The organism is Methylomonas montana (genome assembly GCF_030490285.1).
In the GTDB taxonomy this organism is placed as follows: Bacteria; Pseudomonadota; Gammaproteobacteria; order Methylococcales; family Methylomonadaceae; genus Methylomonas; species Methylomonas montana.
Window position 1 is genome coordinate 4,315,194 of sequence record NZ_CP129884.1, and the last position, 14,575, is coordinate 4,329,768.

15 protein-coding genes and 1 pseudogene are annotated in these 14,575 nt (G+C 48.4%); 7 read left to right on the forward strand and 9 right to left on the reverse strand.

The genetic code is table 11. The features are described 5' to 3' along the window. The first annotated feature begins 5 nt into the window (after positions 1 to 5). Entirely contained in the window at positions 6 to 626 is a 621-nt protein-coding gene (locus QZJ86_RS19920) for an SOS response-associated peptidase (RefSeq protein ID WP_320415831.1), read from the forward strand. A 154-nt stretch (positions 627 to 780) separates the two neighbouring features. Further along, positions 781 to 1,089, forward strand: a complete 309-nt coding sequence (locus tag QZJ86_RS19925) for a hypothetical protein (RefSeq protein WP_301672266.1) — start codon at positions 781 to 783, stop codon at positions 1,087 to 1,089. Positions 1,090 to 1,362: 273 nt separating this feature from the next. Here the strand turns inward: QZJ86_RS19925 and ltrA are convergent, their stop codons facing one another. The 8 genes and pseudogenes from ltrA to QZJ86_RS19965 form a co-directional block, all read right to left on the reverse strand. Continuing rightward, the gene (ltrA, locus tag QZJ86_RS19930) at positions 1,363 to 2,652 is read right to left on the reverse strand and encodes a group II intron reverse transcriptase/maturase (RefSeq protein WP_301672267.1); all 1,290 of its coding nucleotides are present in this window, start codon (positions 2,650 to 2,652) and stop codon (positions 1,363 to 1,365) included. Between the two features lie 1,113 nt (positions 2,653 to 3,765). Further along, a complete protein-coding gene (locus tag QZJ86_RS19935; protein ID WP_301939041.1) occupies positions 3,766 to 4,329 on the reverse strand; it encodes an HD-GYP domain-containing protein in 564 nt (187 codons plus the stop codon). Positions 4,330 to 4,425: 96 nt separating this feature from the next. Continuing rightward, a pseudogene (locus QZJ86_RS19940) lies at positions 4,426 to 4,641 on the reverse strand (GAF domain-containing protein); the annotation flags it as partial. Between the two features lie 705 nt (positions 4,642 to 5,346). Then, on the reverse strand, positions 5,347 to 5,829 hold the full coding sequence (locus QZJ86_RS19945; protein WP_301672268.1) for a cupin domain-containing protein: 483 nt from the start codon (positions 5,827 to 5,829) through the stop codon (positions 5,347 to 5,349). A gap of 130 nt (positions 5,830 to 5,959) precedes the next feature. Continuing rightward, entirely contained in the window at positions 5,960 to 6,379 is a 420-nt protein-coding gene (locus tag QZJ86_RS19950; RefSeq protein WP_196436534.1) for a GFA family protein, read from the reverse strand. 64 nt (positions 6,380 to 6,443) lie between these two features. Next, entirely contained in the window at positions 6,444 to 7,340 is an 897-nt protein-coding gene (locus QZJ86_RS19955; protein ID WP_301672269.1) for an alpha/beta hydrolase family esterase, read from the reverse strand. 44 nt (positions 7,341 to 7,384) lie between these two features. Next, the gene (locus QZJ86_RS19960) at positions 7,385 to 7,990 is read right to left on the reverse strand and encodes a hypothetical protein (RefSeq protein WP_301672270.1); all 606 of its coding nucleotides are present in this window, start codon (positions 7,988 to 7,990) and stop codon (positions 7,385 to 7,387) included. Between the two features lie 42 nt (positions 7,991 to 8,032). Further along, positions 8,033 to 8,359: an EthD family reductase gene (locus QZJ86_RS19965; RefSeq protein WP_301672271.1), complete on the reverse strand. Its 327-nt coding sequence runs from the start codon at positions 8,357 to 8,359 to the stop codon at positions 8,033 to 8,035. A 118-nt stretch (positions 8,360 to 8,477) separates the two neighbouring features. Between QZJ86_RS19965 and QZJ86_RS19970 the strand changes: the two genes are divergently transcribed. After that, the gene (locus QZJ86_RS19970) at positions 8,478 to 9,353 is read left to right on the forward strand and encodes a LysR family transcriptional regulator (RefSeq protein WP_301672272.1); all 876 of its coding nucleotides are present in this window, start codon (positions 8,478 to 8,480) and stop codon (positions 9,351 to 9,353) included. Positions 9,354 to 9,536: 183 nt separating this feature from the next. On the opposite strand, the gene QZJ86_RS19975 is transcribed toward QZJ86_RS19970, so the two are convergent. After that, the gene (locus QZJ86_RS19975; protein ID WP_301672273.1) at positions 9,537 to 9,812 is read right to left on the reverse strand and encodes a hypothetical protein; all 276 of its coding nucleotides are present in this window, start codon (positions 9,810 to 9,812) and stop codon (positions 9,537 to 9,539) included. A gap of 169 nt (positions 9,813 to 9,981) precedes the next feature. Here QZJ86_RS19975 and QZJ86_RS19980 point away from each other — a divergent pair, with 169 nt between their 5' ends. The 4 genes from QZJ86_RS19980 (at position 9,982) to QZJ86_RS19995 (ending at position 14,133) form a co-directional block, all read left to right on the forward strand. After that, positions 9,982 to 11,484 (forward strand): IS1182 family transposase, encoded by a 1,503-nt coding sequence (locus tag QZJ86_RS19980; protein WP_301672274.1) that lies wholly within the window; start codon positions 9,982 to 9,984, stop codon positions 11,482 to 11,484. A gap of 458 nt (positions 11,485 to 11,942) precedes the next feature. After that, complete coding sequence (locus QZJ86_RS19985) at positions 11,943 to 12,794, forward strand: hypothetical protein (protein ID WP_301672275.1); 852 nt, start codon at positions 11,943 to 11,945, stop codon at positions 12,792 to 12,794. A 557-nt stretch (positions 12,795 to 13,351) separates the two neighbouring features. Next, positions 13,352 to 13,582 carry a VOC family protein gene (locus QZJ86_RS19990; RefSeq protein WP_301672276.1) on the forward strand — a complete coding sequence of 77 codons (231 nt, stop codon included), beginning with the start codon at positions 13,352 to 13,354 and terminating at the stop codon, positions 13,580 to 13,582. A gap of 179 nt (positions 13,583 to 13,761) precedes the next feature. Beyond that, entirely contained in the window at positions 13,762 to 14,133 is a 372-nt protein-coding gene (locus QZJ86_RS19995) for a hypothetical protein (RefSeq protein WP_301672277.1), read from the forward strand. Positions 14,134 to 14,575 lie beyond the last annotated feature (442 nt).

Consider the following 14,575-nt stretch of genomic DNA (forward strand, 5'->3'; position numbering starts at 1 on the left):
AAAGCATGTGCGGACGATTTCAGCTAACAGCCTCACCTGAAGAGATTGCGGAGCATTTCCAACTCTCACGCCTGCTAAAATACCAGCCCAGTTACAACATCGCGCCGGCGCGAAAAATCCTTTGTATTGTCGAGTTGGAAGACAAATCACTGAAAGTGGTCAATTTATTCTGGGGGTTGGTGCCGTCCTGGTCGAAAGATACCAAAAACAGTCACCATCTCATCAACGCCCGCGCGGAAACGATTCGCGAAAAACCATCCTTCCGGGCCGCATTTCAAAAACGGCGCTGCCTGATCGTTACACAAGGATTTTACGAGTGGCAAAAGTTGGAATCCGGAAAACAGGCTTTCCATATTCATCATCAGGACAATCAGCTATTCGTCTTTGCCGGTTTATGGGAACAGTGGCAACACGAAGTCGAAACGCTGTATTCCTGCACGATCATTACCACAGCCGCTAATGAGCTAATGCAGCCCATTCATGAGCGAATTCCAGTGATCATGCCGTCAGGGTGTTATCACGACTGGCTCAACATAACCTCCAATACAGATGATGCCTATGACTTACTTGAAAACTCAGCTTACGCCAATATGGTTACAACGCCGGTCGACGATTGGGGTGAATAATCCTAGACACGACGATATTCGATGTATTGAGCCAAAAGTGAAGTAGAAAATCATGAGCCACTTTTCAAGATATGACAGATTTTGCTTTAACAGAGACTATGCTGCTATCGTTTCAATGCAGAATGAAATGACAATTTGATCCGAGGAGCAGTCCGTGACGAAAAGGGTAATTTTCTGTTTGCTAATAATCCTGACCGAATCCGCCACAGCAGCGATTGGAGGCGGTGACAATATCGATTTCGCTCCACTCCCCAATGAGTTTTGCAATGACGATGCTCGACAAAAACATAAAAACCTCTTGAGTCAATACCCCAAAGACGAAGGAATCATCAAACTCAATGCCTATTTCATTGGGCTTTGCCAATTGACAGTAGATGGAAATATATCGGAGCATGACGCCAGCATTTTTTGGGCAGAACAGCGAGACGAATTACTTCAAAAACGGCGGATACTAAAAAAATGACGCTGGTTTGGTGAAATTGTTTTTAATGATCTGTTCGACGCTATCGACCCATTTTTGCCACTCGCGCTTCTCCAAAGCCGCCAGTCGGCCGAAGCCAGATTCTGGAACTGGAGGGTAGAGTAGAGATGTGGCGCGGTAGCGTTGGGTTTAGCATATCTGTTTCCGCCTCTTTCGTTTGGCGGTGCCTCAATAGCCGAACCATAGCCCCGTTTCCACATCCCCCTCATCGAACCCAGCGAGCCTATCTCAGGCACTGGGCTCTCGGACAAGACATCACGCCTTCGCCCACGGCTGGTCACGTCCCAGCGCAGTCAAGCGGACAAGTCCGAAATAGCCGTAGAGATGCGGGAGTGGATAGGTCCCGCCTCGTCGGCCCTTGACTTTATACTTACGTCGCAACCACCGGCGCAACCGCACTGCGGTGTAATTATCGAGCGTCCGATACGCTTTGGTCACGGTTCCTACACTGAAGTAGTTCGCCCATCCGCGTAATGAACGATTCAATTTCGCAACCACCTGTGTGGTTTCTTGCCATGTCGTTTGGCGCGCTGTGAGTTCACGAACGGTACTCACCATCCGTTGGATACTCTTCTTCGACGGTCGCTGGCCTAATCTAGCCTTGCCAGTACGCGCCGAATACAGCCGCCCAAACGTATAACCCAGAAAATCAAACTCGTCTTCCGGAAACTTACTGATTCGTGTCTTCTCTTCGTTAACCGTGAGCTTCAGCTGCCTCATGATTGCGCGCAACCACTGTAAAGCTTGTTCAGCTTTCCCGCGGCGGCACAGTATCACCAGATCGTCTGCATAGGTCACGATACAACTGCCCAGGCGTTGCTCTAATCCCAGTTTCTTCCACGCCAACACAAACCGGCGCATATAAATATTGGCCAGTAAGGGTGAAATGGGTGAACCCTGAGGAATGCCCCGGCGATTATCCTTGGCCTCGGTCGTCCGTGTCTTCCGACCTTGTTTGTCGGATTCTACGACAGCGCATTCCAGCCAGTGCTTGATCAAGTTCAGCAGCCGTCGATCAACCACACGACGCGCCACCGACTTTAACAATTCGGCATGAGGAATGCTTCCAAAGTAGTCCGCCAGATCGGCATCAACGACGTCCGGTCGGCCTCGAAACAGCCGCTCTTCCACGTCAATTACCGCCTGTTGGGCATTGCGACCCGGACGGTAAGCATACTGTTCATCAGGAATATCCGCTTCGAAAATCGGTTCCAGTACCAGCATCGCTGCGGTCATACAAACCCGATCTCGTAACGTTGAAATTCCCAACGGTCTGAGCTTACCATTGGCTTTCGGTATAAACACTCGTCTGATCGGCTCCGGCCGATAGGTCTCTTCTCTAAGCGCAAGCGCCAGTTCGCCGAGCCACCGGTCAACGCCATACGCCGCAATATCCTCGAAATCCTGACCATCCACACCGGGTGCTCCCTTGTTTGAGCGGCACTGGGCATAGGCATGCGCCAAGATATCTTCTCGGTATACCTTGTCGTACAGCGCGTAGAAACGATAACTGGCTTCAGCCTTCGCTTTTGCGTGTAACGCCATCTGTAGTTTCTGAACTCTTATCGGAGTTGATAGGTTGCCCAATCTCCCGTCCTTTTCCACTTGTTGCGTTGATCTTGAACTAAGGTCCCTTCCCTCCACCCGCATTACCAGGCTTCCTCGGTACTACGAACCTCTCCGCCACCCCAAAGCGCCCGGCCTGTCCCTCACGGGCATCCGGTTGGCCATCGCGGGCCACGCTAAAGGGCTTCCCGTGTTGCGCGCGTATTCCTTGTGTACATGCTGTCGCCACTACCCCGGTGCAGCACCTGGGATCGTCATTTGCTCAATTCCCCCAGGCGTATCAGCTTTCCCCGATTGTAGAGTCGGGTCAGCCTGCACATTGGCTTTTTCGAGGCTTGCTCAGCGTTCATTCGCATTACGGCCTGCACACTCGCACCGTCACCGTATATCGTGACAGTTTCACCGAAGGCTTCAGCCAGTTCGTTACCTCCCTGACTGCTTCGGTTGCTTCCGGCCGGAGCACTAGCCGGGTGGGCCTCTCACCCACTGGAATAACGCCGCCTTAGCACGGCGCACCCTACAAAGCCGCCGTTTGCGACCTCAACCAAACGGCCAAAAGCCGCCGCTCGGAGTAGCTATCCCATTTTAATAATTAAGGCATCATGTAACCCAATCGGCTGTCCGATATTCGGCTAGCAAATTGACATTATCACTGCCTCATCACCGGCCAAAGACAGTCAGCGATATCGTTCCGTTAATAGCTGGTAAGCACCTAACGGAAAAGGAGCCGCTCAACTCACGGTTCATCGGTTGGCAGAGGTTCGCCATCGCCTGGACAATCCGTTGTTCAGCCGTTTTAGGCCGCCCGCCCTTATCACTTGTAGCGCAGACTAGGCGAAGCTCGCAAATTCTGTACCGACCTCAATGAGCCCGCAAAGTGCAGTCAAAGGCTCCCAATTCCCGGTCGGGTCAAGAGCCCAAATTACTCCAAAAACTGTGGCACAGATGAAGCCGGCAATTTCGACGTGGATGAGCTGGATCATCGCCTTCTTCTTACCTACCAACGTACCGTTAAGCCGCGGGCCACTTTCGGCCCGTCGTGGTTGAACGGATGCTTGGGCGCCGTCGGCGAGTCTCGACTGTCGTCGCAGCCTACAGTTCGAACTGCTTGCTCTGGAATAGGCCTACGCAAGCGCTTACGACGTCGGAATCGTACATCTGCCCTTTGTGCTCCGAGATCTCATGTAAGGCTGTGGGGACACCAAGGCCCGGCCGATAGGGGCGATGCGACGCCATAGCCTCCACCACGTCGGCCACGCAAAGAATACGCGCCTCGAGCAGGATCTGCTCCTGCTTCAAGCCGGCCGGGTACCCTGAACCGTCCAGCCTCTCGTGGTGCTGCAATACGATCCGGGCCACCGGGTTCGTAAAGTCGATGTCTTTGAGAATGTCGTAACCGACTGTGGGGTGCGTCTTGATGATTTCGAACTCGGCTGCGGTGAGCTTGCGGGGGCTGGCGAGAATTTCCGCGGGCACATGGATCTTGCCTATATCATGAAGCACTGCCGCCAATTGCAAGCCTTCAATCCGCTCGGGCGGCAACCTCATCTCCGTGGCGATGGCCACCGCCAGCTTCGCTACACGACGCTGATGGCCGGCAGTGTAGGGGTCCCGCACTTCCACCGTAGTTGCAAGGGCCTGCACAGTCGCGTCCATAAGGCGATTCAGCGCCTCGATCTGGGTGAGATGCCTCTCTTGCAGAGCATCGTGTTCGCGATGCTTGCGTAGCGCGGTAATGCCATACGCCAGATCGTCCGCGGCCTCCGTGAGTAGCCCGATTTCCTCCTCGTCGAACGCGTCGCCGCGCTCCGAATACATGCCGAGGAAGCCAATTGTTCCCGCCCCGATCGTTAGCGGCAATGCGATTGACGAGGCGTAGCCGCGCTTAGCGGCCTCTTCGCGCCAGAACACGAACTGCGGATCATTGGCGATATCCCGCGTCACCTGAATGGTCTGCTCGCGAATGCAGCGGGCGGCTGGTCAGCTCCCGCGATCCGTGTCGGCCCAAGTGAGATTCAGATTCTCGAGATAGCCACTTTCGAGTCCAGCGTAAGCGATAGGGCGAATGCTTCGAGCCTCGTCGCTTTCTGCTTACCCCACCCAGGCCATGCGATAGCCGCCTTCTTCCACCATCACCGAGCAGAAATCCTGTGCGAGAGTTTTCTCGTCCTCAGCTCGGATCATGTAGCGGTTACAACGGCTTATCGTGCGATACATGCGATTGAGTTGCTGCAATCGCTCGGTGCTGGGATGCCCATTGGTCGTCATTTGAGCGCTCAACGTAAAGCTAAGGGGCGGGCGCGATAGCGACCGTCCCGCTTGAGCGCCATGAATAATCGGCTCTCCAAGAATTGCCGTGGTAGACACTATATGTAGTGATCTTAGGCTGTTTATGCGCGCTATCGGTTGTGGTTAACCACGGGAAATCTGTGAGAGCCGAATAATCCAGTACCAATCCATCCTGCGATCCTAGTTTGCTTATAATCCCTCGAAGTGGTCGTACCCCAGATTTTATGATTTGAGCTCACTGAGTCTCCCATATAAATGCCCCCCTTTTAAAGCATTGGTTAATCATGCCGCTCAACGCAAAGCTCAGTGGTGAAACGTTATGGAGCATCGGGTTACGCTTGATTTAAATTTTGTTGTGGTTCGCAAGTTCACTCTACCTACGCGCTATTTCTTCTTGCGTGGATCATCGGCAGGATTGGTATAAGTAATACCCCATGGCCCAGTGGCGATTAGCTCGATGACTGTTTCCTCATCAGTTGTCCAGACATAATGGGTGTGACCTGCGGGTAGCACAAAACTGGAACCTGCTTTAAGCATCTCGCCCTTATTTGTGTCGAATGTTTCACCTATACCATTTCCTAATTTGCCGCGCAGGACTGTAATTTCTTCTGTAAATGGGTGTATATGCGGTGGAATCGGATAATTGGACGGAAATTTCAGCCAAACGATAAAAACTCCTGCTTTGTTTGGGTCACCAACTAGAACTACACTTTTGGCGCCTTTAGGGAGTAGCCGTTCGTCATTCCACTTCACAGTATCCGGCGTAAACGATTCCATGGTAACAGCGCGCATGCGATCGATTTTTTCCTGAGCTAATGCAGAACCTGCGAAAGAAATAATAATTACGGCTGCCAAAAAAATTCTCATTTGGTCTCTCATTGTTCAATACAGGTTTGTGTATACGGTTTTAGTTGAATCACCGCGTTGCACCATTCACAAACTGAAACTCCAAAACCGCCAACGGGCGGCGCGTCCTTTTGACTGACTTGTTAGGCATTTAAGCACTAAAATCAGGAGGCAAGGCAGCAAATTTGGGTACGCCTTCTGGAAACACTGCCCAGTTTGGAGCTGAAGCAGTATAAATTGCCATTTTGGGAGATAAGTTTTTGTTGCCAGCTAATGTTGAGGCTGCGACTGAATAAAAATCTCCTGCAGTTATTTCAGCACACAAGGTTGTGCCGCAAGCCCCACAAAACTGATAATTGACGTTTTCCCCGGAATCACCTTTCCGCGTAAACGACGAAGGAGAACCTTTTGTGAAAGAGAATTTATCTTTTGGCACCCATAACACGAACCATTTATCCGAACCAGTATGCACTTGACATTCCTTGCAGTAGCAGAATGCCGAATTAATAGGTTCGCCTTCAAAAAAATATCTAATAGTGCCACACGCGCAACTTCCTTCATATTTTTCCATAAACTAATACCTTTAAAATTGAATGGATACCTTTGCACCCACTGCGATTCATATAGAGCAAATTTCACTTTGCCCCCCGTGGGCTAACTTGAGTCGCTGACACAAAAAACTCGATGATATCCTGACTTCGCTCGGGCCAATGTGAATGGATTTGATCACCTTCACAGTACAACGTTTTTACGCCCCCGGCACACCCTGAATAAGAGAAGCAACCATTTGCGATTTTATCCGGAATAGGATCACATTTATTACAAGCCGCCCACCAACCCACCGCTTGCTGACCATAACCAGGAAACAGGCGATCCTTGCTGCTGTGCATAACCATAACCGGCAAGGGTTCAGGGCATCTTCGGTCGCGTAAATCATCATACGCAACCCCTGCTGCGCTCGGCGCAATGGCACGTGGGATGTGTCGTGTGCCAGTCATAAATGCTAATGCCATCGCCGAAGTCCCTCCATCGGAATGTCCGGTAACATAGACTTGTTTTTCATCAATACACCACTTTTTAGCCATTAAGCTGGGAATGGTGCCTAATTCTACGGTAGTGCTGGGCGACAATTCCGGATGATCCGCATAGGCCACGATGAAACCGGCTTGGGTAGCAGGAAAAGTGAATCCAGTTGTTTTTTCGGTTTTAGCCCGATTCGATCCTGCCGGAGAAAATACCAGTAATAGTGGGTGGGCAACGGATGCATCATAATTGGCTGGTGTGCGGACATTGTATTTGATGCCGTTTTCGGTTTCTTCGCCATAAGTCTCTCCAGCGTCTCCACTGAGTTGATCAGCTTTGCAAAGACGTTGCAGCATCTCAGGCCGATACACGGCTTGCCCCAATTGTACCGAGTCGCCACTATGATCCATCAAAAGCATGACAACCATTACTAATAATGGTAACCCGAATAGCACTTTCTGCCAAGAATTAATTCTTAAAAAATAAACCTTTAATTGAGTCATATTCATAGTTATATTCCCCTAAGTTCGTTTGACTCGCCTGTACCATTCGATCATGTCTCAGGTGAGTGATTGATCGCTTCCTTATTCGCTAACTTCAGTAATATATAAGCCAGCAACAACAAGCTTCCGATCATCACAATCTGCAGCATATAGCTTTTTCCCGGAACCGATTCCAGGCCAACAGAGAACGGAATATGAGTATCAAGACGCTTATCCTTGTCGACAATAGCGATGTGAGCCAAATAATTACCAGCACCATACTGACTAAAATCGACCAAACTATCGAAAGTGCCGTTTTTAACTTTTTTCGGCTGCTGATAAAAAACCCTTTGCCCTTCAGGTTCTTTGGTGATTTCGAATTCCACGCTGACATTGCGCAGACTTTTACCTTCGTAGTCGAACACCAAATTAGTTGGGCCGATTTCGGGAATGATGCTGCAATATTCCCGATCCCCTGACAGAGTTGGGGTATAGGCCGTGAAATGGACTCGTTCAAAACCAACCCTCGTAACGCAAGCATCGGCCTCGTCAGGCGTCCCGCGATGCGCTTGGACAATAGTCGGCATTAATCCAACCAAAAAGACAGCAGGCAGCAGACCCAGCCACCTAATGCGCTTATAAGCCACCTTTTTTAGTTTGTTGATTGAGTTAGACATTGATTTGCCTCCACTGTGATTATGTTAAATCCGATGGTCGGATTAGAAATCAAAGGTTTCCACCTCGGAGATCAGAAACAACGGCTCACCACCGCTAGAAATCTCAACGGCATGCTGAGCTGTTTCTTGACCGCCTGGTGAATTCAGACAAGCCTGTAATTCGGCGAGCGATGGAAAATAAACCTCGGCAATTCGATGAAACTGCGCTGCAGATTTGTCTACATTGGAAAGAATCAATGAGGCGACAAATCGTGTTTTGCCGGCCAGCTTTTCGACAGCCATCGGCACATGCTCATCAGCATAACGACGTTCAAAAGTTTTTAAATCTGTTGGCGTAGGGTACATTACGATTAATTTTGCAGTTTTCATAGGAATATTGAATATTTATTTGATTGGACGTTTATATTAAATAATGAGTTAGGTAAATAGTAAAATACCAATTTTCTATGAAACAATAGGTTTTTCCTATTCAAAAAAGGGGCAAACTGTGGAAATGCAACAAATTCGCTATTTTCTCGCCGTCTGCGATAAAGGTTCGTTCACTCGCGCTGCACAAGCAACCTATGTGGCCCAACCCTCGCTGACCCAAGCAATTAAGAAATTGGAAGAAGAACTTGGCGGTGAGCTATTTAGCCGAGACCGCAGCGGATGTCGGTTGACGGCTTTAGGACGTTTGGTCGAACCTTCTATACGTGAAATAGTGCGCAAGACGCAAGCTGTCAAAGCTGAGGCTGTGCGTTTCAGCCGCTTAAATACTGTGCCACTTCGCATCGGAGTGATGACGACAATTGCCGCACACCATTTAAGTCCATTCTTCGCTGACTTTCAGCAAGAACGACCACATGTAGAACTGGAATTAGTCGTCGACAGTGAATGCAATCTATTGAATCAACTTGATGAAGATGGCCTGGATTTAGTTATCAGCGCACCAACAGCCTTACCGGCAGGGCATTACCAGTCTTTAAAGCTGTACGAAGAACGCTATGTCGTCGTCTTCAACGACAAACACCGTTTCAATCAACTGCAACAAATTGATTTAGCGACCATACAAACCGAGCCTTACCTGGATCGCCTGAACTGTGAGTTACGGGAAACACTTAGGAGTATTTGTCAGGGTCAACAGGTCGATCTATATGCTGCCTATAGAAGTAATAGCGAAGAGTGGATACTGAGTATGGTACGCGCCGGAATCGGTGTTGCGCTAATGCCGGAATTCACCATCACCAAAAATGCAGATAAGATTCGAGTTCGTTATCTGTCAGATCCGGAAATTCGTCGCACAATCTGCGCTATATTCCCACCCACATCGGCCGCAAAACCCGAAGTGGCAGAAGTATTGAAAAGTCTGCGGATAGGTTTTTAAAAAATGACAAGTTAGACAAAACTAAATCGAAAGTCCGATTATGGCGTTTAAAGGGGTTAGGGCTTACAACCTTAATTAGGATAACTATTCTCAAACTTCTCGTTCCTTACCAAAATCATCCCCAGCTTAAAAACTTATAATTTATTGAATTAATTTGTGTATTGCATAAAACACAATTCTTTATTAAGGGTACAAAGTCGGTGTCAGGTTTTGTGCAGATAACAGGCATTCAATTTCCATAATTTTTGGGGTATTCAGTGGCAGGAAAGTGGCCGATTGTGTGAGGTCACCAACGGCTGCTTTGTAGCCCTCCAGTTTGCAGAATCTGGGTTTGACTGACTGGCCGGTTTGGAGAAGCGCGACAGGCCGTTTTGGGTCGCCTTGCGACTGCCAGCTATTCAGATTCATCACCCGAAAGCCGTCATTGAATTCCGATACCCGATAGCTGCCGTTCGTCACTGAGTCAAACCGACCCATTACGGACAATGAAGATTAATTTGAAATGACAAGAAAGGACAAATAAGCTGTCATTTAAAGTGTAGGGCGGTTTCGCGATAGAGACTGTGAAAGTATTCAGCCGACGTGCCAGATATAATATTCCTGACTATCCAATTGATTAAAAAAGAAAATGGCTAACCGGAATTATAAGGTAGGACAAAACCGTTCCCAATCATCGCTGCTACCGCCCAGCGTGGATGAGTATGTATCCGAGAATAATCCGGTACGCGCGATTGATGCCTACGTGGTCACGCTCGATTTAGTGAACCTGGAAATCCAAAAGAGCCATTCAGGTCTGACAGCCGGGCAACCGGCGTATCATCCAAGCCTGCTGATAAAGCTCTATCTCTACGGTTATATGAACGGGATACGCAGTAGCCGTAAGCTGGAGCGCGAGGCAGCTCGTAATCTTGAGGTGATCTGGTTGGTTGATAGCCTACGGCCCAGTTATAAAACCATCGCTAACTTTCGGAAAGACAACGGCGTTGCCTTAAAGGCGATCAACAAAGATTTCATTCTGCTCTGTAAACAGCTCAACTTATTTGCGGGGGACGAAGTGGCTGTCGACGGTAGTTTCTTTAAGGCGGATGCCTGCAAGGACAGTATCTATACCGCTAAAAAACTAGAACAACAACTGGCGGAACTGGACAAGAAAATCGAGGCATACCAGCAACAATTGGCCGAACAAGACGCCACTGACGACAAAGCAGGCCTTGGCAGTTTGGTTGACGAGCAGAGCTTAGCTGACAAAATTGCACGTATTAAAGCGAAGCAAGCCGAGAAAAAAGCCTTGCAGAATCAGCTAAACGCCTCGCCAGACCGCCAAATTTCGACTGTTGACCCGGATGCCCGCTTGCTGACGAAGCGCGGTCAAACCACGGCCGGTTACAACGTTCAGATTGCGGTGGACAGCCAACACAAACTGTTGGTAGCAGTAGAGGTGACCCAGGATGGTAACGATACCCAGCAACTCATGCCGATGCTGGAAAAGGCTCAAGCCGTCTTGCAGTCGGAACATCTCACTGGACTGGCCGATTCCGGTTATTACAGCGGCGAGCAAATTAAACAGGCCCGTGAACAAGGCATTGAAATTTATGTGCCGATCCCCCAAAGGCGTGGTCCTACCGTGGAAGAGGGCCGATTGACGCGCGACCAATTTATTTACGATGCCGAAAACGATTGCTACCACTGTCCTCAAGGTGAGCGACTGGCTCGGTACGGTAAGCCGCGCGAACAAAGCAATAGAAACGTATGGAATTATAAAAGTAAACGGTCAGCCTGTAATCACTGTTCCTTACGTAGCCAGTGTTTAGGGGGAAAAGCCTTTTACAAAAAACTCGAGCGCTGGGAGCATGAAGCTATTGTTGATCAACACAGAGAGCACATGAAAGCGGCAAGAGGAATCATGAAAAAGCGGGGCAGTTTAGTTGAGCACCCCTTCGGTACCCTCAAGCATCGAGCGGGCATGCACCATTTTCTGATGCGCGGGCTCGAAAAATGCCGAGGTGAATTTAGCCTAATGGCCTTGTGTTACAACTTTACCCGAGTGCTGAATATACTCGGTGTGGCGGCCTTTAGGGATTACTGCGCTCAGCGGCTAGGGAATGGCGAAACAAACCAGGTTTTTGCCTAAATAAGGCTGAAAATCAGGCTTAATTGGCAACTGCCGCTCTGCTAAGGCTGGAATTTTGTTCCTTATGAAGATCAGCCCACTAAAAAACAGTCATTACAAAATAGAATTGTTCGCGATTTTGGATTCTTTCACGGTCTCGATAGCAAACCGCCACAGGCCGCAAAGTTATGGTGGATTGCCTATCGGCGAATCCACCCTACAAATCTGATCCGCCTTACCGCGTTACGATTGAATAGACCTTTATCTGTTCAGATATAAATCCGGCATCCATGTTCCGATAGGATTGCTCCAGTAGTGAATGACTGTTTTTGGAAATGGCGAATTGTCGCAATCGACCCATAAGCGACAATCGCTTTAATCTAGAATATGACTGCTTATAGGTTTATGGCTGACATTTTGTTTGCTCTTGGAGATTCCGTCTGACGTACTATTACACATCTGACACATACATCGAAGTATTGGCAAAGCTCGACAAGGCCTGTGTTTGGCTGGAGGAGCTCGGAATTGCGTACTCACGAACACGTATTGGCAGATACAAAGATTTGTTCGAGGTACTTGCCAAGCATCAGCTTGCAGATACACTGAATGCTTTCTATGAAGAGTACACCTTAGAGACATGGGTAAATGCGGCCCATGAAGTAGCTGAGCTAAATCGCATTTACGATGGATTGAACGGACAAAGCTCTCCGGAGTTGGTATCGCGCCTTAAAGATGCCTTAAAAGGCCATGAATTATATGTTCTTGACTCAGAACACAGATCAGGCCGTGATTTCAGTTTTGAATTGTCAATAGCGGCGAAATTTGTAAGTGCTGGGCTTGTCGTCGATTTTGGGCACGAAGCAGATCTTCGGGTGTTGCTTGATGATTTTACCTTCTTTGTCGAATGCAAGCGACTAAAGTCCCCACATAAGATTCAGAAGCGGATCAAGGAGGGGTTAAAACAATTGCATAAGCGATATGTGAAGTCAGAAAACCCTCTAAATGCCCGAGGAATGCTAGCACTTTCAATTGGCAAAACTGTCAATGAAAAGCTAGGCCTCTTGGAAGGTCGTGACCCAAATGAACTTGGTCAAAAAGCCTTTAACCATAACCGCGCATTCATTGAAAAATACAAGTCATATTGGCAATCGAACCCAGACCAACGGACTATTGGTACAGCGGTCGTGCTAGATACTCCGGGGCGGCTTATTGACAATAAGCAACTCGCCACTGTTCATGAGGTGGCCATGAACAATTGCGTTCCAACGGATACAATGGAATATCAACTATTGTTGAGCATGGCGGAATGCGTCTTCAAGGAACGAACGTGAAGTACGGGACTGGACTTGCAATCAAACTTTTATAGCTTGAACTGACTGGCAGGTATCTATTCAAGTGCTGTCACTCATGACTGCAACGTAAAAGTCAGTACTTGGCCGTTTGGGGAGCCTTTCAACGACTGCTTTATAGACCCCCAATTCCCAAAGGCCCAGGGGCTGGCTATTTGGGCGCTTTTGGAGAAACTCGATAGGTAAAATCAGTTGCATTAACGTTGTGACCTCAGTCCGATAATACAACCTGCAAGGCATGGCGCGCAGTTCTCTAAATCTGCTGCATTAGAGAATTGCTGGGTAAAATCTGGGTAAATTATATAAACCCGAATGTGCACAAATAGGCTTTGCAACGTGAGAGCTATTTGTTTAAGTTTATTAAAATCAATAAGTTAAAATATAATTATGGCACTCGTAACGCGAAGGTCGTAGGTTCGATTCCTATTGCCGGCACCATTTAAATGATAAATAAATCAAGCGGTTACTGAGAAATTAGGGCTGCTTTTTTTATGCTCAAAATCCTGTCCGTGTAATTCCGGTGTAATTGTGCAAAGAGTTTGCAGGAACTATCGTTACTTCTCTTCTCCTGCTCGATAGCGCTGCTCAAGTTTTTCCATAGCTTCACGAATATGATCTCCATTCTGATGACTATAGCTGATGATGCGACTGTGTCGCCAGAGGGCTCGGGGTTCACTGGATTTGCCTTGGCTCACAACGTTGCGTCGGAAGCCGAAGTCGAAGTCGAAGCAACCTTGTTAGAAGCGGTGGGGCTGCTGGCGGCAAATTGATTCGAGCGGCAGAAAAGGCGTCATGGGGTGGTTTCAGGGGCTACTTTGCCGATCCCGATGGCTTTCTCTGGGAAGTTTGTTACAACCCCTTCTTTCCCTTGGATGAGCAAGGTTTCGTGCAACTGCCAAAATAGCCCAGTGTTTTCGTTAGTTTTTGTATTGGGGCAGTGCTGTGCTTCATGACATTCGTCACGGATTATTGTTCGACAACTCGTTATGCTTTATCCCAAGCGAACAAAACGGAGGTCTGTGTCATGTCTGCTGCAGCTATAGATAGAAATGCGTTAAACGGCTTATTCGACAACCAAAGAAAGCTGGACGATCTGTTTGATTCAATCTTCGATGATGACAATTACTTCATCAATAGCGTTAGTTCATCGCCAACGGAAAATTTTTACGTAGCGTCTAGTGCGACCCGTTCAATCACGGCTAAGAAAAGCAGGGTGAGAGAATCCGTGCTGACGATCAAAGAGCAATGCCCTTACTTTTTCGTGCTGCCAATCGTGTTGGAAATCGCGGCGATTTACTTGGTGGCGGCCAACTTTTGGTAGTGCATTGAGGTGGTAGCGGTTGTTGAAATGGACTCCATGTCGCCGCTGCCTTGGTTGAGCTTAATATCAGCGCATTTTGCCTGAGTCGCTGAAAAAATATTTAACCTGAACTTTGCCTGCTAAGGCTTTGAGTTTTCACAAAATCACTCTGATCGCGCAACAGGTTGTTGCGGCGTATCGACTTGATATTTCAACAGAAACTGAAAAAATGCGCCATCGTCAACATTACGAGTTTGATGGAGGGCCATATGAAAGTCTTACTAGTCGCACTAACTTTGCTTTTTTCTACTGCCATATTGCTGATCGCTGGCTTTCAGTTCATACGGCTCTTCGCGAGCGAACTGATCGAAATGGTCGCAGAAGCGTGGCGTAGCCCTGAAATGCCATCTTCTCACTGATTTCGAGCTGTTTTCTAATCCGGGAAAACGGTGTATTTGCTGTA